General features: G+C 56.4%; 25 protein-coding genes and 1 tRNA gene. 13 read left to right on the top strand and 13 right to left on the bottom strand.

From position 1 onward, the window contains the following. The first annotated feature begins 37 nt into the window (after positions 1–37). Both EQV90_RS11360 and EQV90_RS11365 read left to right on the top strand, forming a co-directional pair. Positions 38–229 carry a PLD nuclease N-terminal domain-containing protein gene (locus EQV90_RS11360; RefSeq protein ID WP_003442042.1) on the top strand — a complete coding sequence of 64 codons (192 nt, stop codon included), beginning with the start codon at positions 38–40 and terminating at the stop codon, positions 227–229. Between the two features lie 565 nt (positions 230–794). Then, positions 795–2,873 carry an LTA synthase family protein gene (locus EQV90_RS11365; protein WP_003442044.1) on the top strand — a complete coding sequence of 693 codons (2,079 nt, stop codon included), beginning with the start codon at positions 795–797 and terminating at the stop codon, positions 2,871–2,873. A gap of 71 nt (positions 2,874–2,944) precedes the next feature. On the opposite strand, the gene EQV90_RS11370 is transcribed toward EQV90_RS11365, so the two are convergent. Next, positions 2,945–3,103, bottom strand: coding sequence for a DUF3309 family protein (locus tag EQV90_RS11370; protein ID WP_177412975.1), 159 nt, complete (start codon positions 3,101–3,103; stop codon positions 2,945–2,947). 201 nt (positions 3,104–3,304) lie between these two features. Here EQV90_RS11370 and EQV90_RS11375 point away from each other — a divergent pair, with 201 nt between their 5' ends. Beyond that, positions 3,305–3,637 carry a YnfA family protein gene (locus tag EQV90_RS11375; RefSeq protein WP_003442048.1) on the top strand — a complete coding sequence of 111 codons (333 nt, stop codon included), beginning with the start codon at positions 3,305–3,307 and terminating at the stop codon, positions 3,635–3,637. 18 nt (positions 3,638–3,655) lie between these two features. Here the strand turns inward: EQV90_RS11375 and EQV90_RS11380 are convergent, their stop codons facing one another. From EQV90_RS11380 to EQV90_RS11415, 8 genes are all read right to left on the bottom strand, one after another. Further along, complete coding sequence (locus EQV90_RS11380; RefSeq protein WP_003442050.1) at positions 3,656–3,883, bottom strand: YheU family protein; 228 nt, start codon at positions 3,881–3,883, stop codon at positions 3,656–3,658. 71 nt (positions 3,884–3,954) lie between these two features. Beyond that, positions 3,955–4,953, bottom strand: coding sequence for a glutathione S-transferase family protein (locus EQV90_RS11385; RefSeq protein ID WP_127196249.1), 999 nt, complete (start codon positions 4,951–4,953; stop codon positions 3,955–3,957). 88 nt (positions 4,954–5,041) lie between these two features. After that, positions 5,042–6,043, bottom strand: a complete 1,002-nt coding sequence (locus tag EQV90_RS11390) for a glycosyl transferase family protein (protein WP_003442054.1) — start codon at positions 6,041–6,043, stop codon at positions 5,042–5,044. Then, on the bottom strand, positions 6,040–6,375 hold the full coding sequence (locus EQV90_RS11395; protein ID WP_003442057.1) for a TusE/DsrC/DsvC family sulfur relay protein: 336 nt from the start codon (positions 6,373–6,375) through the stop codon (positions 6,040–6,042). The genes EQV90_RS11390 and EQV90_RS11395 overlap by 4 nt, the downstream gene beginning before the upstream one ends. Next, positions 6,372–6,650 carry a sulfurtransferase complex subunit TusB gene (gene tusB, locus EQV90_RS11400; protein ID WP_003442058.1) on the bottom strand — a complete coding sequence of 93 codons (279 nt, stop codon included), beginning with the start codon at positions 6,648–6,650 and terminating at the stop codon, positions 6,372–6,374. The genes EQV90_RS11395 and tusB overlap by 4 nt, the downstream gene beginning before the upstream one ends. Further along, the gene (gene tusC, locus EQV90_RS11405; RefSeq protein ID WP_010656406.1) at positions 6,650–7,012 is read right to left on the bottom strand and encodes a sulfurtransferase complex subunit TusC; all 363 of its coding nucleotides are present in this window, start codon (positions 7,010–7,012) and stop codon (positions 6,650–6,652) included. The genes tusB and tusC overlap by 1 nt, the downstream gene beginning before the upstream one ends. 1 nt (position 7,013) lies before the next feature. Next, a complete protein-coding gene (gene tusD, locus EQV90_RS11410; protein ID WP_003442060.1) occupies positions 7,014–7,406 on the bottom strand; it encodes a sulfurtransferase complex subunit TusD in 393 nt (130 codons plus the stop codon). A gap of 110 nt (positions 7,407–7,516) precedes the next feature. Beyond that, entirely contained in the window at positions 7,517–8,188 is a 672-nt protein-coding gene (locus EQV90_RS11415; protein WP_003442061.1) for a Bax inhibitor-1/YccA family protein, read from the bottom strand. 123 nt (positions 8,189–8,311) lie between these two features. Here EQV90_RS11415 and EQV90_RS11420 point away from each other — a divergent pair. Beyond that, positions 8,312–8,399, top strand: a tRNA-Ser gene (locus EQV90_RS11420). 393 nt (positions 8,400–8,792) lie between these two features. On the opposite strand, the gene EQV90_RS11425 is transcribed toward EQV90_RS11420, so the two are convergent. Together EQV90_RS11425 and EQV90_RS11430 are read right to left on the bottom strand one after the other, a co-directional pair. After that, positions 8,793–9,938: an EstA family serine hydrolase gene (locus EQV90_RS11425; protein ID WP_003442062.1), complete on the bottom strand. Its 1,146-nt coding sequence runs from the start codon at positions 9,936–9,938 to the stop codon at positions 8,793–8,795. A 79-nt stretch (positions 9,939–10,017) separates the two neighbouring features. Beyond that, positions 10,018–11,073: a fatty acid desaturase gene (locus EQV90_RS11430; RefSeq protein WP_003442063.1), complete on the bottom strand. Its 1,056-nt coding sequence runs from the start codon at positions 11,071–11,073 to the stop codon at positions 10,018–10,020. A 482-nt stretch (positions 11,074–11,555) separates the two neighbouring features. Here EQV90_RS11430 and EQV90_RS11435 point away from each other — a divergent pair, with 482 nt between their 5' ends. The 6 genes from EQV90_RS11435 to EQV90_RS11460 all read left to right on the top strand — a co-directional run bounded on the left by EQV90_RS11435 (position 11,556) and on the right by EQV90_RS11460 (position 17,503). Next, positions 11,556–12,467: a TauD/TfdA family dioxygenase gene (locus EQV90_RS11435; RefSeq protein ID WP_003442065.1), complete on the top strand. Its 912-nt coding sequence runs from the start codon at positions 11,556–11,558 to the stop codon at positions 12,465–12,467. Positions 12,468–12,503: 36 nt separating this feature from the next. Then, positions 12,504–13,607 (top strand): ABC transporter substrate-binding protein, encoded by a 1,104-nt coding sequence (locus tag EQV90_RS11440; protein WP_003442067.1) that lies wholly within the window; start codon positions 12,504–12,506, stop codon positions 13,605–13,607. Between the two features lie 3 nt (positions 13,608–13,610). Continuing rightward, positions 13,611–14,516, top strand: coding sequence for an ABC transporter permease (locus tag EQV90_RS11445; RefSeq protein WP_003442069.1), 906 nt, complete (start codon positions 13,611–13,613; stop codon positions 14,514–14,516). Beyond that, on the top strand, positions 14,513–15,298 hold the full coding sequence (locus EQV90_RS11450) for an ABC transporter permease (RefSeq protein WP_003442072.1): 786 nt from the start codon (positions 14,513–14,515) through the stop codon (positions 15,296–15,298). The genes EQV90_RS11445 and EQV90_RS11450 overlap by 4 nt, the downstream gene beginning before the upstream one ends. 25 nt (positions 15,299–15,323) lie before the next feature. Then, complete coding sequence (locus EQV90_RS11455) at positions 15,324–16,088, top strand: ABC transporter ATP-binding protein (RefSeq protein WP_003442075.1); 765 nt, start codon at positions 15,324–15,326, stop codon at positions 16,086–16,088. An 83-nt stretch (positions 16,089–16,171) separates the two neighbouring features. Next, a complete protein-coding gene (locus EQV90_RS11460; RefSeq protein WP_003442076.1) occupies positions 16,172–17,503 on the top strand; it encodes an LLM class flavin-dependent oxidoreductase in 1,332 nt (443 codons plus the stop codon). A gap of 11 nt (positions 17,504–17,514) precedes the next feature. Here EQV90_RS11460 and EQV90_RS11465 read toward each other — a convergent pair whose 3' ends face one another. After that, positions 17,515–18,411 carry a DMT family transporter gene (locus tag EQV90_RS11465; RefSeq protein WP_240878113.1) on the bottom strand — a complete coding sequence of 299 codons (897 nt, stop codon included), beginning with the start codon at positions 18,409–18,411 and terminating at the stop codon, positions 17,515–17,517. 98 nt (positions 18,412–18,509) lie between these two features. On the opposite strand from EQV90_RS11465, the gene EQV90_RS11470 reads away from it, so the two are divergent. The 3 genes from EQV90_RS11470 to EQV90_RS11480 all read left to right on the top strand — a co-directional run bounded on the left by EQV90_RS11470 (position 18,510) and on the right by EQV90_RS11480 (position 20,799). After that, a complete protein-coding gene (locus EQV90_RS11470; RefSeq protein ID WP_240878114.1) occupies positions 18,510–19,841 on the top strand; it encodes a PLP-dependent aminotransferase family protein in 1,332 nt (443 codons plus the stop codon). A 173-nt stretch (positions 19,842–20,014) separates the two neighbouring features. Beyond that, complete coding sequence (locus tag EQV90_RS11475) at positions 20,015–20,638, top strand: hypothetical protein (RefSeq protein ID WP_240878115.1); 624 nt, start codon at positions 20,015–20,017, stop codon at positions 20,636–20,638. Next, on the top strand, positions 20,554–20,799 hold the full coding sequence (locus EQV90_RS11480; RefSeq protein ID WP_240878117.1) for an HNH endonuclease signature motif containing protein: 246 nt from the start codon (positions 20,554–20,556) through the stop codon (positions 20,797–20,799). The genes EQV90_RS11475 and EQV90_RS11480 overlap by 85 nt, the downstream gene beginning before the upstream one ends. Here EQV90_RS11480 and EQV90_RS11485 read toward each other — a convergent pair. Next, positions 20,771–21,262, bottom strand: coding sequence for a hypothetical protein (locus EQV90_RS11485; protein ID WP_003442082.1), 492 nt, complete (start codon positions 21,260–21,262; stop codon positions 20,771–20,773). The genes EQV90_RS11480 and EQV90_RS11485 overlap by 29 nt on opposite strands. Between the last annotated feature and the right edge of the window lie 159 nt (positions 21,263–21,421).

Below are 21,421 nucleotides of genomic sequence, written 5' to 3' on the forward strand. Positions count from 1 at the left end.
ATCCTATGTGAACAGTTACTCACTCAGGAGCGTCATCATGGGGTCCACGTTCAACGGTCTGATTGGCCTGATTATTCTGGCTCTGGATATTTGGGCCATCATCAATGTGATCAAAAGCGGTGCAGGAACCGGGGCGAAAATCATCTGGGTATTGCTGATTATCTTCCTGCCGGTGCTGGGTCTGATCATTTGGGCCATCGCCGGGCCACGGGGCAATGTCCGAGTTTGAGCCATGATCAGCGGGCTGCGACGGGTTTGTCGTGGCGGTCCGCTGAGTTTGTCTGCGTCAGGGTTCGACCTGACACCCTCCCCGAAGTAGAATGCGCGTCTTTGTTGGGCAGTTGAACGGGTGTGCAGCAATAGCGCCGCCGGGTTTGTCTGTCGATCATGGGCGGGTGACCGTCTGTTGCCCAAAACCAAAGAAAAATCCGATGCGATCATTCCGGGCTTCACCGATCTTCTCGGTCCGGGTGACCTGATGTTCTGCGAAAACTTCTTTCAGGCATGCCTGAAGTCCATGTATGAGCTTTCGTTTTGCCGCCTATGTTTTACAGGCAGTGAACATGCCGGGTAATGATCGGGTATCTTCCGGGATCTGTTGATGTTTGGTTGTGGGCTGCATCGCTAGCACACTGCAATGCCAGCAGAACCTTGAGCGAGAGGGGCCGAAAGGCCCTTTCTTATGTTTCAAAATGTGCTCTACACGGAATTTTCACGATCTATTCAAGACAATCCGCCAGCAAAATTTCGGCTTGACTACTTTTTCAACTTGAACAAATGGGTTCTTAAACGACATGGCAAACCCGGACGCCCCAAAACAACAGCACGCTGCTACGCGTGTGTTGCAACCGACGGTCAAATCGCATCTGGCGTTTACGCTGCTGTGTGCCTTGATCATGATGCTGATGTTCACCCTGCTACGGGTTGCTCTGCTGGTTTATAACCGGGAAATGATCCTCGATACCCCGGCTTCGACCTTCCTCGAAGCATTCGCCAACGGTCTGCGATTTGACCTGCGAATTGTGGTGTATCTCAGCATTCCTCTACTGTTGGCGATTCTCAGTGTCAAAGCCATGACCATGCGCGCAGTGATGCGCTTGTGGCTGACAGCTGCTTGCAGCCTGGCGCTGTTTTTGGGCCTGATGGAGATGGACTTCTACCGCGAGTTCCACCAGCGCCTTAACGGTCTGGTTTTCCAGTACGTCAAGGAAGACCCTAAAACCGTCATGAGCATGCTCTGGTACGGTTTCCCGGTGGTGCGCTACTTGTTGGCCTGGGCCGTTGGTACGCTGATTCTGTACTTCGCATTTCGTGGCGCCGATCGCCTGACCCGTTCGCGGACCACCGCAGCCGTTGCCGGCACCGCCCGCGCCGTGGCGCCGTGGTATGGCCGTGTCGCGGTGTTTGTGGTGGTACTGCTGGTGTGTGTGGTTGCTGCTCGCGGCACCTTGCGCCAGGGTCCTCCTCTACGTTGGGGCGATGCCTACACAACAGACTCCAACTTCGCTAACCAGCTGGGTCTTAACGGCTCCCTGTCGCTGATTGCCGCTGCCAAAAGCCGCTTTTCCGACGAGCGCAGCAATATCTGGAAGGCCACCCTGGAAGATCCGGTAGCCCAACAGACAGTGCGCGATATGCTGCTGACCGAGAACGACAAGCTGGTCGATCCGGACACTGCGCCTGTACGCCGCGATACCACGCCACCTGCGGAAAAAACCCTGCCGATCAAGAACGTTGTCGTGATCCTGATGGAAAGCTTCGCCGGTCACTCGGTGGGTGCGCTGGGTCGTCCGGGCAATGTCACGCCGTATTTTGACAACCTGTCGAAAGAAGGCCTGTTGTTTGAGCGCTTCTTCTCCAACGGTACCCATACCCACCAGGGTATGTTCGCAACCATGGCCTGTTTCCCGAACCTGCCGGGTTTTGAATACCTGATGCAAACCCCGGAAGGCAGCCACAAGCTGTCCGGTCTGCCGGAACTGCTCAGTGCACGCAAGTTTGACGACGTCTATGTCTACAACGGTGATTTTGCCTGGGACAACCAGTCGGGTTTCTTCAGCAATCAGGGGATGACCACTTTCGTTGGTCGTAACGATTACGTTGATCCGGTGTTCTCCGATCCTACGTGGGGCGTGTCCGATCAGGACATGTTCAACCGTGGTCTGGAAGAGCTGAAGAAGCGCGAAGGCAAAGAACCGTTCTATGCCTTGCTGCAGACCCTGTCCAACCACACGCCGTATGCACTGCCGACCCCGTTGCCGGTTGAACCGGTCACTGACCGTGGATCGCTCAATGAGCATTTGACGGCCATGCGTTACTCGGACTGGGCATTGGGTCAGTTCTTCGAAAAAGCGCGTAAAGAACCGTATTTCAAGGAAACCCTGTTTGTGGTGGTGGGTGACCACGGCTTCGGTAACGAGCAGCAAATTTCCGAGATGGACCTGGGACGCTTTAACGTTCCATTGCTGTTGATCGGGCCTGGTATCCAGGAAAAATTTGGCGCGCGCAATGACACCGTGGGGACACAGGTTGATATCGTGCCGACCATCATGGGGCGTCTGGGTGGCGAGTTCCGTCAGCAATGCTGGGGCCGTGACCTGCTCACCCTGCCTGAAGGCGACAAGGGTACAGGCGTGATCAAGCCGTCCGGTAGTGACCAGACAGTGGCAGTCATCAGCGGCGACCACTTGCTGGTTCAGCCCAAGGATATGCCGGCCAAGGTTTGGCAGTACAAGCTGGGCGCCAATCCTGAAGCCAAGGTGGTTACCGATTCGCCGGATGAGGCCGAGCTTAAAAAGAAACTCGAATCCTTCCTGCAAACAGCCACCAAAAGCTTGATGGATAACACTGCGGGTGTAGAAGATCCGAAGTAAGTAATCGCGCAATAAAAAAGAGGCCTCAGGGCCTCTTTTTTATTGCGCGCGGGTTGTGCTCAGGGTGTGTTCTAGATCTTGCCGAGTAACAGCAAAATCAACAGTACAACCAGAACCACGCCGATGATGCCTGACGGCCCGTAGCCCCAGCTTTTCGAGTGCGGGAATACAGGCAATCCGCCTACTAACAGCAGAATCAGGATGATGAGTAGAATTGTGGTCATGATCATTTCCTTATTGATGTTTTCTGCCAATTTGCAGGTTCTTCAGGGCACTGTTTGACGAACGAGGATAGGCAGTGCTTATAAAGTCCGACTGGTGATGCCGGCGGAAAATTCAACTTTTATTAATCCCCACCCAAACCCCCCCAGCCTTGATCGGCCACGGGCTGACGCGTAGGGTTGCGCGCTGCGCATTTGGAGAGTTCTCGCATGCTTAACTACGTTTGGTTTTTTTTCGCGGCCTTGTTTGAGATTGCTGGCTGCTATGGGTTCTGGATGTGGTTGCGCCAGGGCAAGAGTGCCTGGTGGGTGGTGCCGGCAGTTCTGAGCCTGGTGGTGTTTGCCCTGCTCTTGACCAAGGTCGAGGCGGTCTATGCCGGGCGGGCCTATGCGGCCTATGGCGGGATATACATCGTGACGTCCATTGCCTGGCTGGCAGTGGTGGAGCGCATTCGGCCGCTGGGTTCAGACTGGCTGGGGCTAGGGCTGTGTGTAATAGGCGCGACCATTATTTTGTTGGGGCCGCGCTTCTCCAGTCCTTGATCAGGGGGGCAGTTGTGCTTAATCAAAGAACTCTTTTGGCACGGCATGCTTGGGCATCAGCTGACACTGCTGGCTCTCAAGGTCAAAGAAGATAACGGCCTGGCCTTTGCTCAGGGCATGGCGGACTCGCAGCACACGTGTTTCCTGCGGCGTGTCATCACCGTTGTCGGTGCCTTCACGGCTGACGAAGTCTTCAATCAGGCGGGTGAGGGTGTCAGGTTCAAGCTGGTCGTATGGAATAAGCATGGGGCAGTCTCGTAAACAGTGCGCGCGATGCTACTGGCCGCAAGCCTGTGCGGCCAGCACATTTGCAGGTATTAGCGTTGCTGGATGCCCTTGCCTGTAAGGCGGTTGCGGTCATGGGAGCGGGTGAAGTCCAGCGCCGGGCCTTTCGGGATAATACCTGTGGGATTGATTGTGCGGTGACTGGCGTAATAGTGTCCCTTGATGTGGGTGAAATCCACGGTTTGCGCAATGCCAGGCCACTGGTATAGCTCACGCAGCCAGTTGGACAAATTCGGATAATCGGCAATACGTCGTTCATTGCACTTGAAGTGGCTGTAATACACCGCATCAAATCGAATCAGTGAGGTAAACAGGCGTACGTCTGCCTCAGTTAAATACTCACCGGCCAGATAGCGATGGTCTGTCAGATGGGTTTCCAGGTGTTCGAGCTCGCGGAAAATCTCATCGAATGCCTGTTCGTAAGCCGATTGGGAAGTGGCGAATCCGGCCCGGTATACGCCGTTGTTTATGGCCGGGTAAATCCTTTCATTCCAGTTATCGACCTGGGTGGCCAGCGACGGCGGATATAAGTCCAGAGGGTTGCCCGTCAGGTCGTCAAATGCAGTGTTAAACATGCGAATGATGTCGGCCGATTCGTTGCTGACGATACATTGTTGCTGTTTGTCCCAGAGCAAGGGGACGGTGACGCGGCCGGTGTAATCGGGTGTGTCCAGAATGTAGCGCTGATACAAAAAATCCAGGTGGTCGAGAGCGTCACCACTGGAGCCAAATGCCTTGTCAAAGGTCCAGCCGTTTTCCAGCATCAACCAGCTGACCACTGACACGTCTATCAGCGACTCCAGGCCTTTGAGTTGGCGGGTGATCAGGGTGCGGTGGGCCCAAGGGCAGGCCAGAGAGACGTACAGGTGGTAGCGGCCCGCCTGGGCCGCAAAGCCACCGTTGCCCGTCGGGCCAGGCGAGCCGTCCCGGGTCACCCAATTGCGGCGCTGGGCCTGCTCGCGCTGAAAAGCCCCGTCCTTGCTGCTTTCGTACCACTGGTCATGCCAGTGCCCTTCGATCAACAGGCCCATGTGAGGCTCCTTGGCTATTTTGCATTGGAGTTCAGTCTAAAGGGCTGAGTTCGAACAAAAAGCGCAAAACATGGGCGCCAAGTATCGATTAAATCGATTTGTTGCGGTTGTCCCAGTAGCGCTGAGCCAGTTCGAAGGCTTGCTCGCGGGGCGTACCCAGCCCGCGCAAGGCCAGGGCCATGGTCGATAGCAACGCCAGCTGCGGATAGCTGTCCTCGACCTCTCCACGCCATAACGCCTTAAGGTGTTGTGGCTCCAGGGTTGCCGGTTTGACGTGGCGCTGCGCAGACAACGCCGGCCATTCTTCGTCCCAGCTCACACCTTGGGTGGTGCCGTACAGATGGCTCAGGCTGTCAGGGTTGACTTCGATTTCGCCGCCATCGCCCTTGACCACGATGCTGGTGTCACCCAGCAAGCCGCTGGCGTCGCGATGCACGCTTTGATAGCCCGGATGGAAAATGCTCTGCAGGCCGCAACGTGCACCCAGGGGGTTGAGAATGCGTGCCAGCGAGTGAATTGGCGAGCGCAAGCCCAGGGTATTGCGCAGATCGATCATGCGTTGCAACTGTGGCGCCCAGTCCTGCAGCGGCATAAATGCCAGATTGCCCTGGTCCAGGGCGACTTCAACGCTTTGCCAGTTGCGACACAGTGGTATGGCCAGTTCATCCAGCAGCTGTTCGCTGTATAGACGGCCTGCCGTATGGGCGCCGCCGCCATGCATAAAGATGCGTATGCCGTTTTGCGACAGGCATTTGGCTGCCAGCAAATACCAGGGTAAATGGCGTTTCTTGCCCGCATACGTTGGCCAGTCAAGATCGACGTGGATCCCGGGGGCTGTCAGGCGCTCGCGCACCGCTTCGGTGAAACCGGCCAGTTCTTCAGGGCTTTCTTCCTTGTGCCGCAGCAACATCAGGAAGGCGCCCAGTTGCGTGTCCTCGGCCTTCTCATCCAGCAGCATGCCCATCGCTTCGCGGGCTTCTTCGCGGGTCAGGTTGCGGGCGCCGCGCTTGCCTTTACCCAGAATCCGGACAAATTGTGCAAAAGGGTGCTCGGCGGGTGTTTCCAGGGTCAGCGGTGCAGGGATGTTCATAGACAATTGGTCGGCTTTGGCAGGCCCGCCAGCTTGGCGGCGAGTTTGGCGGGAGTGCCATTGAACAGGCGATTGAGATGCAGGCTGTTGCCTTTCTCTGTCCCCAGCTTGAGTGCGGTGTATTTGATCAGCGGCCGGGTAGCGGGAGACAGCTGGAACTCCTGATAAAAGTCGCGCAGCAGTTGAAGAATTTCCCAGTGCTCGGGGCTGAGCTCAATACCCGCCTGTGCGGCCAGTGCCTGAGCGACGTCTGCCGACCAATCGTTGAGGTCGAGCAGATAACCGTCTTTATCCAGCGGGATGTTTTTACCATCGAGGGTGAGCACATTCATAGCCAGCTGTTGACCTTGTCATACTGAATAGACAGATCGACGAAGGCCGGGTAGTCAATCGCTACCGCCCACTGCGGGCACTCGATATTGCGTGCCTGCAGATCTTCTTCGAGGGCAAAGACAGTCTTGTCTTCAAGTGTGCTGCTCTGCTGCTGCAGGGCATAGACCGCATCGCCACAGAGTAGCAAGGCATCACCGCGCCCCAGAATGCGTAAGCAGCTATCCAGGCGCGTGTCTGAAAAGGGCGAGTGACTCAGAACGTGTAAGGTCGACATCAGAGAGTTATCACTTGGTCATAACGGTCAATAAGTGTGCGTATGTCTTCTGCCGACAGCGGCTCGACGTCATCGACTGCAAGTCCGGCAGGCGAGATGCCGCGTACGGACAAACTGTGGCCGCAAGCGAACAGGTCCTCAACGCCGAACAGGGACAAAGCTTGCAGATTGGCCGTCAGGTTTTTTTGCTGGACGGCGGCGGCTTTCTGCTCGGGTACAAGCTGAAATACACCGTCATCCATAAACAGCAGACCGATCGGCAAATCGAACGCACCGCCTGCCAGCACGATATCCAGCGCTTCTTTCGCGTTGATGCCGGACCAGGGAGACTGACGGCTAATAATCAAAAGCGACTTAGGCATCTCAAGGCCCTCCGAAGCAGATCAGTCGATCGGCCGATTGAATTGCATCATGCAACTGTCCCAGACCAGACAATTCCCACGGCGCTTGCAAATTGACCGCCGGGCGTTGATATCGCGCAGCTTCGTCGTTATTCAGCACACCGCGGCGCAAGGCTGCTGCAATACACACCACGCCATCGAGTTGATTGTTGCTGACGAAGGTTGACCATTGCTGTGCGAGGTCTTGTTCATCTTGAGGTGTCACGATATTGCTCGAAGCGCTGTGGACGCCGTCCTGATAGAAAAACAACCGGACAATCTCGTGGCCGCCCGCCAATGCCGCCTCGGCAAAGCGCAGGGCTCGGCGAGAGGAGGGCGCATGGGCTGCTGAATAAAGGGCAATGGCAAATTTCATGGTGGGCTCTGTCGGCAAATCTGACGCAATGATAAAGCCAGACGCCTAAAGATGCTTGCTACAGGCAATAAAAAGCCCGCCGAAGCGGGCTTTTGTACAGCGGTCGTCAATCAGTCGTCGCGGCTCATGATGCCGAAGATTTGCAGCAGGCTGATGAACAGGTTGTAGATCGATACATACAGGCTAATGGTCGCCATGATGTAGTTACGCTCGCCGCCCTGAATGATGGCGCTGGTCTGGAACAGAATGCAGACCGAAGAAAACAGCACGAAACCGGCGCTGATAGCCAGTTGCAGGCCGCTGATCTGGAAGAAGAAGCTCGCCAGCGTTGCGCCCAGCAGAACAAAAAAGCCTGCAGTGATGAAACCACCCAGGAAGCTCATGTCCTTGCGAGTAATCAGCACATAGGCCGACAGACCGCCGAAAACCAGAGCTGTCATGGCGAATGCGGAGCTAACGACCTCAGCGCCGCCCTGCATGCCCAGGTAGCGGTTGAGAATCGGGCCCAGCAGGAAGCCCATAAAGCCGGTCAGGGCAAAAGCAGACACTAGGCCCCATGCCGAGTCACGCAGCTTGTTGGTCAAGAAAAACAGGCCGTAAAAGCCGATCAGGACCACGAAAATGTTTGGGTAACCGACACGCATCTGCTGAGATACGTAGGCCATTACACCGCTGAAAGCCAGTGTCAGGGCCAGTAAACCGTAAGTGTTGCGCAGGACACGGCTAACCTCTAGCTGTTCGGCCTGCACGTTGCTATTAACTGGGTAATCCTGTTCGCGCATGGCGATACTCCTGTGTCCGGAAATGTTAAGTTGCAAAGATCATAGCAGAGGCTCTGAAACAAGGGATCAAGAGAGTTTGACAACGTGTTTCATTCAGGTATTATGGCGCCCGCAACAACGTTAGGAGGTGTGGCCGAGTGGTTTAAGGCAACGGTCTTGAAAACCGTCGACTGTAACAGGTCCATGAGTTCGAATCCCATCGCCTCCGCCATATTGCTACACCGCAGAGCCCGCCATTGGCGGGCTTTGTCGTTTCTGGGGTTTGGGAAAACCTCTGCGCAGACTCTCTTCTTTGCCGCATTTTCTTGCTGCCTGGAAGGACCTTTCCTTTTTATGTGCTGTAAGCAACCGAGCAGGGCGTTGATGGCCATAAAGGCTTTACTTTGGCCAGTGGCTTCGGCGAGGTGGGTGAGGGCGTGAATCATTTGGCCATGCATGCGCGCAGACATAGTAGGCATGGGGTCCCGGTGTAGTGATGTGTAATACAACACACTACACCGGGTGCCGCGGGGTGACTTGCTATCGAGTCGGCTTCGCTTGTCGCGGTTTTGTGCAGTTGCCTGCGGGGCTGGCCTCTCTGTGTACCAGGTTGATCCTCGGGTGTTTAGATTGCCGCGTAGGCAAGGGCTGCAAGGTTCTGTGCGCGTGGATCAATCATCATGTGCCCACCTGAAGTCGTTGTCACAAAGCTGAAACTGATCTCGCGATCAGCATCTGCGAAGGCAATTGGACCGCCAAGCCCTATATGGCCAAAGGTGTTGGGCCCCATGCAGTGTGATGCATCCGGATCGGCCGTTTGTTCCATCATGCAACCCAGGCCATAGCGCATTGGCCGCTTCCAGATGCGATCCATGCCGTTGCTTTGCTCTTTGGTGAATTCGTTCAGCATGTCTGTGCCGATGAATTGCCCGGCCAGTAATGCGCTGTAAAAACCGGCCAAACCAGCTGCCGTACTATGTGAGCACGCACCGGGCTGCTTGAAGGCCCACCATTTTGGATCAGATGAACGCTTGGGAGATATTCCCGGATTGGTAAAGGCAAGGGTCGAAATGTCTTCCGAATGAGTGGTAACTACTGTTCGCAAGTTCTTCGAGTAAGGGTCACCTATGCGTCCCTTGGCCGCGTCATAATGGCCAATGCGGTAATAATCTTGTTGCTCCACGCCCAGATGAACCTCCAGGCCATGGGGCTGTGTGATTTCTTCATGGATAAAGGTGCAGGGGTTGCGGCCGTCAGTTCGCCGGATCAGCTCGCCGATGATCCAGCCATAGGTTGTGGTTCCATATCCCAGCTCGGTACCTGGTTGCCACCATATAGGCTCGGCAGCCAGAACATTCACCATATGCTCCCAGTCATACATCGTCGGGTTGCGGTTGGGGAGCCTTAACGCTGGAATCCCGGAGGTATGACTCATCACATGGCGCAAGGTGATTTTATCTTTACCGCCCTGGGCAAATTCAGGCCAGTAATGAGCCACCGGGATATCTAATTCCAGTTTACCTTTTTCGACCAGCATCAATGCCGCCACTGCAGCGAATGGTTTGACCGTGCAAAATGTATTTATCAACGTATCTTTAAGCCAAGGTTTATTACCTTCACGATCTGATGAACCTGCCCATAAATCCACGACCGTTTCATTGCCAATTTTTACGCAGAGTCCTCCCCCTCGTTCCTGCGGATCATTAAAGATATTTTCAAAAGCATGCTTGACGCTTTCAAATTGATTCGCACATATCCCTTCAGCTTCCATGCTTAACACTCCATTTGTTTAAAGTTGTGCCATCGTTTAAATCGTAAATACCCTTGTTCTTAAAGGGCCGTGCACGGGTTCAAGCGTCCGGTTGAGTCAGGTTGTAACGGTTTGAGCGTTTGTAAGTGCCGAAGTCATTGAAGCGAACACCGGCTTGCGCTAATACCTTGTGGGCGAAGGGTGCTGTCATTTGACGGATATAGAAGGGGTCTTTAACCACGAAGTGATGAATGCAGTGAGTGCTGCCGAAGTTGAAGCAGAACAACTGGAATGGCCATAGCCACCAATGATTCATGACTTGAGTTTGCTGCAAGGGATTGCGCGGCATCACATCGCCGTAATAATGGATATTTGAACTGACAAAGAATAGACAGAACTGACGTATTATATTTGGCGCGACGATGATAACCACGGCGCTGTTGATCACGCTCATCAGTATCGATGTGGTGGGTGATGGCTGATAGGCAAAACCCATTAATGAGCTTGTCCATGTATAGAAGTGATACCCCAGGAACACATACCAGCAGCCCCAGTACAACAGTCCCATGGGGGCATTCAAGCGCAGCACCTTGACGGTCAATCTGACCTTCTCCCGCCAGGTCGGCGCAAACAGGGCATTTACAATGCCAAAGACAAATCCATCGATGAGTTTCAGGAGCCGCTTGGCGCCCCACTTGCTGCCGCTGGTGGTAATCCATGCTTCAACATCGGTGTCTGTGCCCGACTCTTTATGGTGGTGAAAGTGCAGCTCTCGCCTTAACCAGGGGCTCGGCATTCCCGGGCGGGTTATCCAGCACAGCAACATCATCAAGTTGTGCGCAATGGGCTGCTTTCTGAAATACAAGCGATGAATCAAGTCGTGTTCAAGTTCATGTATGAAGGAGGTTAATAAAGCATTGATCACAATACACAGCCATGCGGGTATTATGCCTTTGATGTACAGCGTGCCAGAGAGGATCATGCCAGCGATAGACAGTGTCATCACGCTAGCGCCTATAACATTTTGATACCCGAGCAGGGGGTATTTTTTACGCAGCTCGTTACTGTGTTGGGTGATTTTCTGAGTGACCTCATTGATTGAATCTTGCTCTGTTTTTGATAACGGACTGGTCGAGGTTTTATATAAGGCATTCATCACTTCATCCTTTGAAGACGATGGGTCGGGTTAGCGTCTCTAGAGAAGCACATATATTTTACAGAGCAAAGTTTTCGGTTTTTTTGAGTGTCTAATCTGACGAGTGGATATATAGAATGTTGTATTGTCCGACAATCAACTTGTCTCTGTGGCTTGGTGAACGATGTGGGTCAAAGCTGGCACTCGTTATTTCCCTGTGGCCGTCTCCTGTTTCGTTAAAAATCGGCGGTATTCAGGTAAATCCGGGGGCCGCTGTGGTGGCGACGGTGAATTTTCCAGCCCCCGGCTCCACCTGTTTATCCAGGGTCCAGTGAAAAAGTTATGAGCTTACAACCAGACTTATATAACGATTTATCAAGCTTTATAGCGTCCTGGTTCTAGCGGATGATTCGCATATCTTTATATTAAATTGTGATTAGTCAGTGCTGCTTTTATGCCTTTATGATCTGGCCAACAACGGTTCATAAGGCAGGAGTGGTTTGATGACTATTCAAATAAAACCCGTCGCAGGTCGAATTGGTGCACAACTGGACGGCATAAAACTGGGCGGTGATATCAGTGAACAAGCGTTCGAGTTTATTAATGAAGCACTGTTGAAATACAAAGTGTTGTTCTTTCGCGATCAGCATCTCGATGATGCCGGGCACGAAGCATTTTCCCGACGTTTTGGTAATCAAGTACCGCACCCGACCGTGCGTTCGGCCGAGCAAAGCACTGCCATCCTGCACCTGGATGCCAAGGAAACCCGGGCCAACTCCTGGCACACCGATGTGACGTTCGTGGCCAATTACCCGAAGATTTCCATCCTGCGCGGTGTGGTCATCCCGCCTTATGGCGGCGACACCGTATGGGCCAATACGGCAACGGCCTATGCCGATCTGCCGGAACCTTTAAAACTGCTGGCCGATGGTTTGCGCGCCTTGCACACCAATCTTTATGACTACGCCGCACCGCGTAATACCGATGAGTCAGGGCTCAAGCGTTATCGCGAACAGTTCACCGCCGAAGTTTACGAGACTGAACATCCTCTGGTTCGCGTACACCCGGAGTCGGGCGAGAGAAGTTTGTTGTTGGGGCACTTCGTCAAGCAGATTCAAGGGGTCAGCAGCAATGATTCAAAACAGCTGATCCGTCTGTTTCACGACCGTATTACCCATGTCGACAACACCGTCCGCTGGCGCTGGCAGGAAGGTGATGTGGTGATCTGGGACAACCGCGCCACCCAGCATATTGCGATCAACGATTACGGCGATGCGCAGCGCATTGTGCGCCGTACCACCATTGACGGTGATGTGCCGTTTGGCGTCGACGGACGCTTGAGCCAGGCACTCAAACCCACCCCCGAAACCCGCTCGCCGCAAACCGAAGCCGACAAAAAACACCTCGCCGCCTGACAGACCAATCCTCATCGATCCAAGGAAGACCTCCACATGGCTACATTTAAAGTGTTTCGCAAAGGGCGTATTGCGGCCGCGCTGGCGGTGCTGCTGGTTGCGCCATTGGCCGAGGCCGATGTGTTGCGCATTGGCGTCGCCGCCGCCGGAGGTGGTGACCCGGTTACGTTCAGTGGTTCGTCCCTGGGCATTGTGCGCAATCAGCAACTTCTGGAAAAAGCCTTCGCCGGCAGCGGCACCGAGGTGCAGTGGTTCTTCTTTAAAGGGGCAGGGCCGGCAGTCAATGAAGCCTTGTCCAACCAGCAGCTGGATTTCGCCTACCAGGGCGACCTGCCTGCAGTCGTAGGCCGCTCCAACGGGCTGGACACCAGATTGCTGGCGGCACTGGGGGTGCGCTCGAACATTTACCTGGCGGTGCCCAAGGGCTCTGACATCAAAAGCATCGATGACCTCAAAGGCAAAAAAGTAGCGGTGTTTCGCGGTACCAACGGGCACCTGGTGTCGATCAACCTGCTGGCCGAGCGTGGCCTGACCGAGCGCGACATCAAGGTGATCAACCTCGACACTGGCAGCACCCAGGCGGCCCTGGTCTCCAATGGCGTGGACGCAGCCTTTGGTGGACGCGAGTTGTTCAAGCTGCGGGATAAAGGCCTGATCGACATTATCTATGACAACCCTTCGCAGGATGTGCGCTACACCCGCCAGACGGCGCTGGTGGTGCGTAGCGATTATGAAAAGGAACACCCGCAGAACGTGCAGAAAGTCGTCGACACCCTGGTGGATGCGGCGAAATGGAGTTCGGACGAGGGGCATGCCGAGCAGGTCTTCGCCGAGTGGGCCAAGAGCAATGACCCGGTGGAGTCATTGCGCGCCGACTTTGCCGGAAGCAGCCTGCGGGACAAAGTCTCGCCTCTGGTGGACAACTTCCTGATAGGCCGCTATCAGGCCGTGGCTGATCAAGCCAAGGCAGAAAAATTGATCCGTCGTCCGGTGACTGTCGAGGGCTGGTTCGCCCCCGGTTATTTGCAGGCGGCTCTCAAAAGCAGGGGCCTTGAACACTACTGGACCCCCTACGGCCCGGATGGCAAGCAGCCCGCCGCTGATGCGGTAGCGGTCGCGACCAGCAAGCAAGGGAGCTAGCACATGGCCAGGGCACAGACCGCCAGACCGGAGCCGTACTCGGCTCCGGCGTTACCCAGGGACAACGTCAAGCGCTTGCCGCCGGCGCCGATTCGGCCCGTGCGCAAGGTCGAGATACCGCGTACTTCTCAGGGGTTCGCCAGGCTGCGTCGTTACACCGAGCCCTGGCTGTTGCCGCTGGTCTTGCTGGGCCTGTGGTATTTGGGCGTCGAGCGCGGCTGGCTATCGGAGCAGGTGCTGCCGCCCCCGGCCTACGTGTATCAAACCCTGTCGGACCTGATCACTTCCGGTGATCTGTGGATCAATGCCCTGGCCAGCATGCAACGAGTAGTCCTGGGGTTCGCATTGGGCGCCTCGATCGGTGTGGTATTGGGGGCTGCCATGGGTCTCTCGCGCACCGTCGAGGATTACCTGCTGCCTACCTTCAATGCGCTGGTTCAGATCCCGGTGTTGGCCTGGCTGCCGTTTGCCTTGTTGGTGTTCGGTATCGGCGAACCCCTTAAGTACGTGCTGATTGCCAAGGCGGCGACAGTGCCGATCACCCTGTGCACCTTGCAAGCGTTTCATCAGGCGCCCAAGGGGCTGCTGGAAGTTGGCCGGGCCTATGGTTTCAGTCGCTGGCAAAGCGTGGTCGGGATTGTCTTGCCGGCGGCGGTCCCGACGCTGTTCACCGGGTTGCGTCTGGGCTTCACCAAGGCCTGGTTGTCGCTGGTGGTAGTGGAGCTGGTTGCCTCCAGTGAGGGCTTGGGTTACCTGATCGTGTATGGCCGTCAGTTGTTTCAACTGGATCTGGTAATGGCGGCCGTGGTGGTCGTGGGGGCAGTCGGCCTGTTGATCGATCGCGGGTTTGATTATGTGGAGCGCCGCCTCAATCGCGGTCGCCCCGGGACAGCGGGGGCACTGTCATGAGCGCCGTGATTGCAGTGAGTCCGGGCAGTCGTCGCTATCGTGGCTGGGTGTTACCGATTGCCGCCATCGCAATCTGGTGGCTGGCATCCCATCAGGGCTGGAGCCAGTCGGGGCTGTTGGTGTCACCGGAGAAAGTCGCAGTCACGGCCTGGGAGCAAATTACCTCGGACAAATTCTGGCGCGCCATATGCGCCAGCCTGACGCGTAATCTCAGTGGCTTTTTTATCGGCACCAGCCTGGGTCTGGTGCTGGGATGCCTGCTGGGGCTGTCACGGCATTTCGAGCGTTTGGTCGGGCCCAGTTTCAACACCTTCAAACAGATTTCGCTGTTCGCCTGGATCCCGCTGATCTCGGTGTGGTTCGGCCTGGGTGATGTGGCGAAAGTGGCCTTTCTGTCACTGGCAGCGCTGGTGCCGGTGGTGGTCAATACCTGCGATGGCTTGCGCAGTGTGCCGCCTAATTTGCTGGAGGTGGCGCGGGTATACGGCTTTAGCCGCTGGCAAACCATCATCGGGGTCATGTTGCCGGCCGCATTGCCGTCGATCTTTACCGGGCTGTACCTGGCGCTGGTGTACTCCTGGCTGGCCACCATCGGTGCCGAATACCTGCTGGTTTCGGGGGAGGGGATCGGCAATACGCTGATTGATGGCAGCGAGCATTTCATGATGGACCTGGTGTTGTTCGCCATGGTGGTGATTGGCCTGGTGGGCTGGAGCCTCAATGCACTGGCACGGGTATGTGAGCGGCGCATGCAGCGTCTGTATGGCATCGCCCCCCGTTGATTAACACTTTCAGAAGGACTGCAGCATGCTCAACAACGGCCTGACCCTGGAAAACATCAGCAAGCGTTTTGCCTCCCGCCCGGGCAGCACGACCCAGCTGCAAGTACTGGACAACATTCAGCTCGACATCGCCCCCGGCGAATTCATCAGCATTGTCGGCGCCAGCGGCTGCGGCAAGTCCACGTTGTTGCGCCTGATTCTGGGGCTCGATGAGGAATATGACGGGCGGATCCTGATCAATGGCAAGCCCATCGCCGGCACGGGGCTGGAGCGCGGCATCGTGTTTCAGGATCACCGCCTGTTCCCGTGGCTCAACGTGGAGCAGAACGTCGCGGTAGGTCTGAAGAACTCGGTGCTGAGCAGCGCTGAAAAACGCGACACCGTGCGTGAGCACATCGAACTGGTGGGCCTGCAGGATTTTATCGACGCTTACCCGCATCAGATCTCCGGAGGTATGGCGCAACGGGTGGCGATTGCCCGCGGGCTGGTCAATCGCCCCAGCGTGTTGCTGCTTGATGAACCACTGGGAGCCCTGGATGCCTTGACCCGCGCGCGTCTGCAGGGCGAGCTGCAAAATATTTGGGCCAAGGAAAAAATCACCATGATCCTGGTAACCCACGATGTGGATGAGGCGGTTTTCCTGGGGGATCGGGTTGTGGTGATGCAACCGAACCCGGGCCGCATCCGCCGTATTCTCGATGTCGACCTGCCACGCCCGCGCAACCGCAGCGACAGCCGTTTCATTGCCCTGCGCGACGATGTACTGAGTGATTTCGCTGAACTGCACTGATCTTTTTACTGCGCCGCGGGTTGCTGCCTGACGCCGCGCGCGGGCCCATGTTTGTCAGGTTTATTCTCTTCAGGGAGCGGAAAATGTCCGAACGCCAGCTCAGCCTCAATCTGTTTATCTACCCCAATGGCCATCACGAAGCCGCCTGGCGCCACCCGCAATCGGTGCCGGAACACTCGATGGATATCGGCTATTACCAGCAGCTGGCGTTACGCGCTGAACGGGAAAAGCTCGATGCGATTTTCTTTGCCGATTCACCCTCACTTTCCGAAAGCGGGCGGGAGGGCCTGCGTATCCGGTTCGAGCCCATCACCTGGCTGGCGGCCATTGCCGCAGTCACCCGGCGCATCGGCCTGATTGCCACGGCCAGTACCACCTACAGCGAACCCTACAATCTGGCCCGAGCGTTCAGCGCCTTGGACCACATCAGCAACGGCCGCGCCGGCTGGAACATCGTGACCACTTCCATGGCCGACGCTGCCGCCAATTTCGGTCTTGACCAGCATCCATCGGCCCATGATCGCTACGCCCAGGCCGAAGAGTTCGTGCAGGTGACGGCCGACTTGTGGGACAGCTGGGAAGACGACGCGCTGGTGCTGGACAAGACGGCCGGGGTGTTTGCCGATACCAGCAAGGTGCATGCGATCAACCATGTGGGCACCCATTACAAGGTCAAGGGGCCCTTCAACTCGCCGCGCTCGCCACAGGGCCGGCCGGTGCAGGTGCAGGCGGGCTCTTCCGAGGACGGCCGCGACTTTGCTTCTCGCCATGCCGAAGCGATTTTCACCGCGCACCAGACGCTGCACAGTGCGACCGAGTTCGCCAACGACATCCGTGCCCGGGCCAGGGCGGTGGGGCGCGACCCGCGGCAGCTGAAAATCCTGCCGGGCATCAGCCCGTACATAGCCAGCAGCGAAGCTGAAGCCCAGCGCAAATTCGATGAGCTCAATGAGCTGGTACTGCCGCATATCTCTCTGGGTCAGTTGCGCCGCATGCTGGGGGTCGACCTGTCCGGGCATGACCTGGACGCGCCGTTTCCGCGGCACCTGATCAACTTCGACAGCCGTGAAAGTCAGTCCAGTCGCTTCAAGCTGATCATCGACATTGTTGATCGCGAGCACCTTACACTGCGCCAGTTGATCAATCGCCTGGCCGGTGCGCGAGGGCACTGGGTACCGGTAGGCACGCCGGTGCAGATTGCTGACCTGATCGAACAGTGGTTTCGCAGTGGCGCCGCCGATGGCTTCAACGTGATGCCCCCGGCGTTCCCGGACGGGTTTGAGGTGTTCCTTGATGAAGTGCTGCCGATCCTGCGCCAGCGCGGCCTGTTCCGCTCCGAATATGCTGGCAGTACCTTGCGCGATCACTACGGCCTGAACCGCCCGGCTTCGCGCTTTACGCTGAAAACTGCCTGAACAACGGGGCCTTATCTAGCGAATTTTTTCGCCGCAATTACACACAGGATCACCGCGCCGGTCACGGCGAACATGCCGATGCTGACGGTCTCATGCAGTAGGGTAGCGGCCAGGGCCAAGCCAAAAAAAGGCTGCAACAGCTGAAGCTGGCCCACGGCCGCAATGCCTCCCTGGGCCAGTCCGCGGTACCAGAATACGAAGCCGATCAGCATGCTGAACAACGAGACGTAAGCGAGGCCCAGCCAGGCTGGCGGGTTGATGTTGGCGAACGAAGAGGGCGCACAGTAAACCGCCAGGCTTGCCATCACCGGCAGCGACAGCACCAGCGCCCAGCAAATCACCTGCCAGCCGCCCAGGGTTCTGGACAGCTTTGCACCTTCTGCATAGCCCAGGCCGCAAATGATCACGGCCAGGAACATCAGAATGTCGCCTGTGGCAGAGGCGGTCAGACCCTGTGACAGGGCAAACGTCACCACCAGCGCGCTGCCCAGGATTGAAAACAGCCAGAACGCCGGCCGTGGACGTTCGCCGCCGCGCAACACGCCGAAGGCTGCAGTCGCCAGGGGCAACAGGCCGAGAAACACAATCGAGTGAGCAGAAGTGACATGCTGCAGCGCCAGGGCGGTCAGCATTGGAAAGCCCACCACAACCCCGATGGCCACGATCAGCAAGGACAAAAGCTGGCTTCGCTGAGGGCGCTTTGCCTTCAACAACAGCAGCATGCACAGGGCAATGACCCCGGCGATGGTGGCGCGGGCCAGGGTCAGGAAAACCGGATCAAATTCCAGCACCGCCACCTTGGTTGCCGGTAGCGAGCCGCTGAAAATAACCACGCCGATAAACCCGTTGAGCCAGCCGCTCAGGTTTTGCGAGGTTGCCGGATTTTGCAGGTTGGAGGTTCGTTCCATCGAGTTTCACACTCAAGGCTGATCGCGGGATTGCATAAAGTGCATCCTAGGGTCGAATATTGATGACAATCAAAATATTGTCATGGATACAAGTCCCGATGCCGCGCTCTCGCTACAAGTCGCTGGTCGACGCCTTTGCCGCTGATATCCGCAGTGCACGCTTGCCACCCGGTACCCGCTTGCCCACCCACCGGCAATTGGCCGCATCAGAAGGGCTGGCGCTGGTCACGGCCAGTCGGGTTTACGCCGAGCTTGAGGCCATGGGCCTGGTCAGTGGAGAGGCGGGGCGCGGGACTTTCGTCAGAGAGACGTCGTTGCCACCCGGCCACGGCATCGACCAGCCCAACGTGACGGCGGGGATGCTGGACCTCAATTACAACGACCCCTCTGTGCCCGGCCAGGCCGAACTGTTGCGCAGCGCCTTGCGCCAGCTCGCGTTGTCTGGCGACCTGGAGTCGCTGCTGCGCTATCAGCCCCATGGCGGACGCCTGCACGAGCGGGCTTCGTTTGCCCGGCATTTGCAGACTCGCGGCCTGAACATACCTGCCGAGCAGGTCTTGATCGTCAATGGTGCCCAGCACGGCTTGACTGTGGCCTTGATGTCGCTGCTCCAGCCCGGCGATGTCATTGCGGTCGATGGGTTGACCTATCCGGGCTTCAAGGCTTTGGCCCTGGCGCTGCATCTTGAGGTGTTGCCGATTCCGGTTATAGAAAGTGGCCCGGACCTTGATGCCCTGGAACAGCTCTGTCGCAGTCGCTCGGTGCGAGCGATCTACAGCATGCCGACCCTGCACAATCCGCTGGGTTGGGTGATGAGCCTCGAGCAGCGTCAGCAGCTTGTGGCAATCGCGCGCAAGCATGATCTGCATATCATCGAAGACGCGGCCTACGCTTTTCTTGTGGAAAATCCGCCGCCACCCCTGGCTGAACTGGCACCGGAAAGGACGGTGTATGTATCCGGACTGTCGAAAAATGTTGCTGCGGGTTTACGCGTCGGTTTCGTCGCGGCGCCGCCTCAAACCATTGCCGCACTGGAGCGCATGATCCGGGTCACAGCCTGGAATACCCCGGGGATAATGACCTCGATCGCCAGTGCCTGGCTCGACGACGGCACGGTGAGCCGACTTGAAGTGCAAAAGCGCCAGGACGCACAGGCCCGCCAGATCATTGCTGACGAACAATTGGCCGGGCTGCACCGTGTGCGCCATCCCTTTTCCTACTTTGTGTGGCTGCCCCTGGCCGAGGATGCCAGAGCAGAGCAGGTCGTCACGGCATTGCTGCGCGAACAGATATCGGTCTCCACCGCCCAGCCATTTGCTGTTTCGACCCACGTACCCCACGCCATCAGACTGGCCCTGGGATCGGTGGACATGGGGGCATTGCGCGGGGCGTTGGCGAAAGTGAAGTGGGTGGTTGAAGCCTGTACTTAGTGGCTGGGGACGGGCTTGCACTTTCTCAATGGAACGCCGTCGAGCACTTTTTTGAATGGTTCGATGGCGGCTTTAGTTTGGGATTTCTCCTACAGAAATTATTTATTTCCTACATGGTCGGGTAAATTCTCTTACCTTGCGTGCTTCGGTGCGGATCAAAAAGGATGGGAGCAATGTCGGACGGATGGAGCAATGAGGAACTGAAGGCATCAGTTCAAGCTTATGGCGAAATGTTGCGTCACCAGGTAGCGACCACAAAGTTTGTTAAAGCTCATGTGTATCGTGAGTTGGCTAATCGTTTTGGCCGCGAAGAGGGTGCCTTTGAACGCAGAATGCAAAACATCTCTGCGATTTATGAAGAGCGAGAGCTTGAATGGGTGGTTGGTCTAAAGCCTCAGAAAAATATCGGTAAAGCCATTAAGTCCAAACTTATCGAAATGATAGATGAGCTTCCTAGCGAGCCCGGTCGGGTGGCTCATGAACTCGAAAAAGCCGAAGTCGAAGCCGAGCAACAACGTGTGTTTGATCCTCGAAATGTTGATGATGCTAGACAGCGAGTAGTTGCCAGCATTGTTCGCCGTCGAGGACAGTCTGCTTTTCGTAAGAAGTTGTTGGAAGCATACGCAACAAGATGTGCGATCAGTGGTTGCGATCAAGCTGAGGTGTTAGAAGCTGCGCATATTCATCCTTATAGGGTGAACACACTCACGTGGTGTCAAACGGCTTGTTGCTACGTGCTGACCTTCATACTCTGTTCGATTTTTATCTCATTGCAATCGATCCTGCTTCGCTGTTAATCCGACTGGCCCCTCAACTACACAATTCCTACTACATCCAATACGAAGGCATGCCACTCGCTACGCCAACATCGGCTTCAGCGAAGGCCAGTGTTGAAACGTTGCAGTGGCATGCGGATCAATGCGACTGGCTCAAATCCCCGAGCGCGTCATCGGGCTGATCATCCGGCTTCCCAGGCCCAGTGCTTCTGACACCAGGGCCCGTAGTTCGCCATTATTTTCGTCCCTGGTGCAGTGCGACAACTTCTCGCCAATGGTAGGGGCTGTGTCTTTGCCTTCAGGGAACGCGCGCAAAATCAGCAGTCCGCTATTGGTCAGCACTACTTCGAAAAATGAAACCCCTGACAGTCCGTCAAAGTGGATGTAGCCGACGTCGGCCAGCCATTTGACGGTGGCCAGGAACAGGGCCTCTTCTTTTTCCAGCGTGTCGCGGTTGCTGGCGCCCAGGGTTTTGTAATCGATAAAGCGCTCGGCGGTGAGGGTGAGGGGCAGCGGGAAATTGCGATACAGGTGGCCCAGGATCAGCCCGGTGTAGCAGTCGAACAGTTCGATATTGTTCGATGGCAGGGCATTGATCGAGTGGATGTTTTTGTCTTTGAGGTGACCGGCTAATCCTTTGAACATGTGAACCTCTGTATGTGGAATCTGCATGCCATGTCTGAACAATCGTACCCATTTGGTATAGCACAGCCGCGTCCTTGAACCTCTCAGAGGTTGCCTGGAAGTTAAGATCCCGGTCGCTGGGGATTCTTATGTTGTTACAAGATAATGCGCCGGTATGAA

The sequence above is a fragment of the Pseudomonas sp. TMW22089 genome (assembly GCF_022496645.1).
Classification (GTDB): domain Bacteria; phylum Pseudomonadota; class Gammaproteobacteria; order Pseudomonadales; family Pseudomonadaceae; genus Aquipseudomonas; species Aquipseudomonas paraversuta.

Bases quoted from the DNA above. Each gene is read 5' to 3' on its own strand.
- EQV90_RS11360 (WP_003442042.1), top strand. From the start codon at position 38: ATGGGGTCCACGTTCAACGGTCTGATTGGCCTGATTATTCTGGCTCTG.
- EQV90_RS11365 (WP_003442044.1), top strand. From the start codon at position 795: ATGGCAAACCCGGACGCCCCAAAACAACAGCACGCTGCTACGCGTGTG.
- EQV90_RS11370 (WP_177412975.1), bottom strand. From the start codon at position 3,103: ATGATCATGACCACAATTCTACTCATCATCCTGATTCTGCTGTTAGTA.
- EQV90_RS11375 (WP_003442048.1), top strand. From the start codon at position 3,305: ATGCTTAACTACGTTTGGTTTTTTTTCGCGGCCTTGTTTGAGATTGCT.
- EQV90_RS11380 (WP_003442050.1), bottom strand. From the start codon at position 3,883: ATGCTTATTCCATACGACCAGCTTGAACCTGACACCCTCACCCGCCTG.
- EQV90_RS11385 (WP_127196249.1), bottom strand. From the start codon at position 4,953: ATGGGCCTGTTGATCGAAGGGCACTGGCATGACCAGTGGTACGAAAGC.
- EQV90_RS11390 (WP_003442054.1), bottom strand. From the start codon at position 6,043: ATGAACATCCCTGCACCGCTGACCCTGGAAACACCCGCCGAGCACCCT.
- EQV90_RS11395 (WP_003442057.1), bottom strand. From the start codon at position 6,375: ATGAATGTGCTCACCCTCGATGGTAAAAACATCCCGCTGGATAAAGAC.
- tusB (WP_003442058.1), bottom strand. From the start codon at position 6,650: ATGTCGACCTTACACGTTCTGAGTCACTCGCCCTTTTCAGACACGCGC.
- tusC (WP_010656406.1), bottom strand. From the start codon at position 7,012: ATGCCTAAGTCGCTTTTGATTATTAGCCGTCAGTCTCCCTGGTCCGGC.
- tusD (WP_003442060.1), bottom strand. From the start codon at position 7,406: ATGAAATTTGCCATTGCCCTTTATTCAGCAGCCCATGCGCCCTCCTCT.
- EQV90_RS11415 (WP_003442061.1), bottom strand. From the start codon at position 8,188: ATGCGCGAACAGGATTACCCAGTTAATAGCAACGTGCAGGCCGAACAG.
- EQV90_RS11425 (WP_003442062.1), bottom strand. From the start codon at position 9,938: ATGGAAGCTGAAGGGATATGTGCGAATCAATTTGAAAGCGTCAAGCAT.
- EQV90_RS11430 (WP_003442063.1), bottom strand. From the start codon at position 11,073: ATGAATGCCTTATATAAAACCTCGACCAGTCCGTTATCAAAAACAGAG.
- EQV90_RS11435 (WP_003442065.1), top strand. From the start codon at position 11,556: ATGACTATTCAAATAAAACCCGTCGCAGGTCGAATTGGTGCACAACTG.
- EQV90_RS11440 (WP_003442067.1), top strand. From the start codon at position 12,504: ATGGCTACATTTAAAGTGTTTCGCAAAGGGCGTATTGCGGCCGCGCTG.
- EQV90_RS11445 (WP_003442069.1), top strand. From the start codon at position 13,611: ATGGCCAGGGCACAGACCGCCAGACCGGAGCCGTACTCGGCTCCGGCG.
- EQV90_RS11450 (WP_003442072.1), top strand. From the start codon at position 14,513: ATGAGCGCCGTGATTGCAGTGAGTCCGGGCAGTCGTCGCTATCGTGGC.
- EQV90_RS11455 (WP_003442075.1), top strand. From the start codon at position 15,324: ATGCTCAACAACGGCCTGACCCTGGAAAACATCAGCAAGCGTTTTGCC.
- EQV90_RS11460 (WP_003442076.1), top strand. From the start codon at position 16,172: ATGTCCGAACGCCAGCTCAGCCTCAATCTGTTTATCTACCCCAATGGC.
- EQV90_RS11465 (WP_240878113.1), bottom strand. From the start codon at position 18,411: ATGGAACGAACCTCCAACCTGCAAAATCCGGCAACCTCGCAAAACCTG.
- EQV90_RS11470 (WP_240878114.1), top strand. From the start codon at position 18,510: ATGCCGCGCTCTCGCTACAAGTCGCTGGTCGACGCCTTTGCCGCTGAT.
- EQV90_RS11475 (WP_240878115.1), top strand. From the start codon at position 20,015: ATGTCGGACGGATGGAGCAATGAGGAACTGAAGGCATCAGTTCAAGCT.
- EQV90_RS11485 (WP_003442082.1), bottom strand. From the start codon at position 21,262: ATGTTCAAAGGATTAGCCGGTCACCTCAAAGACAAAAACATCCACTCG.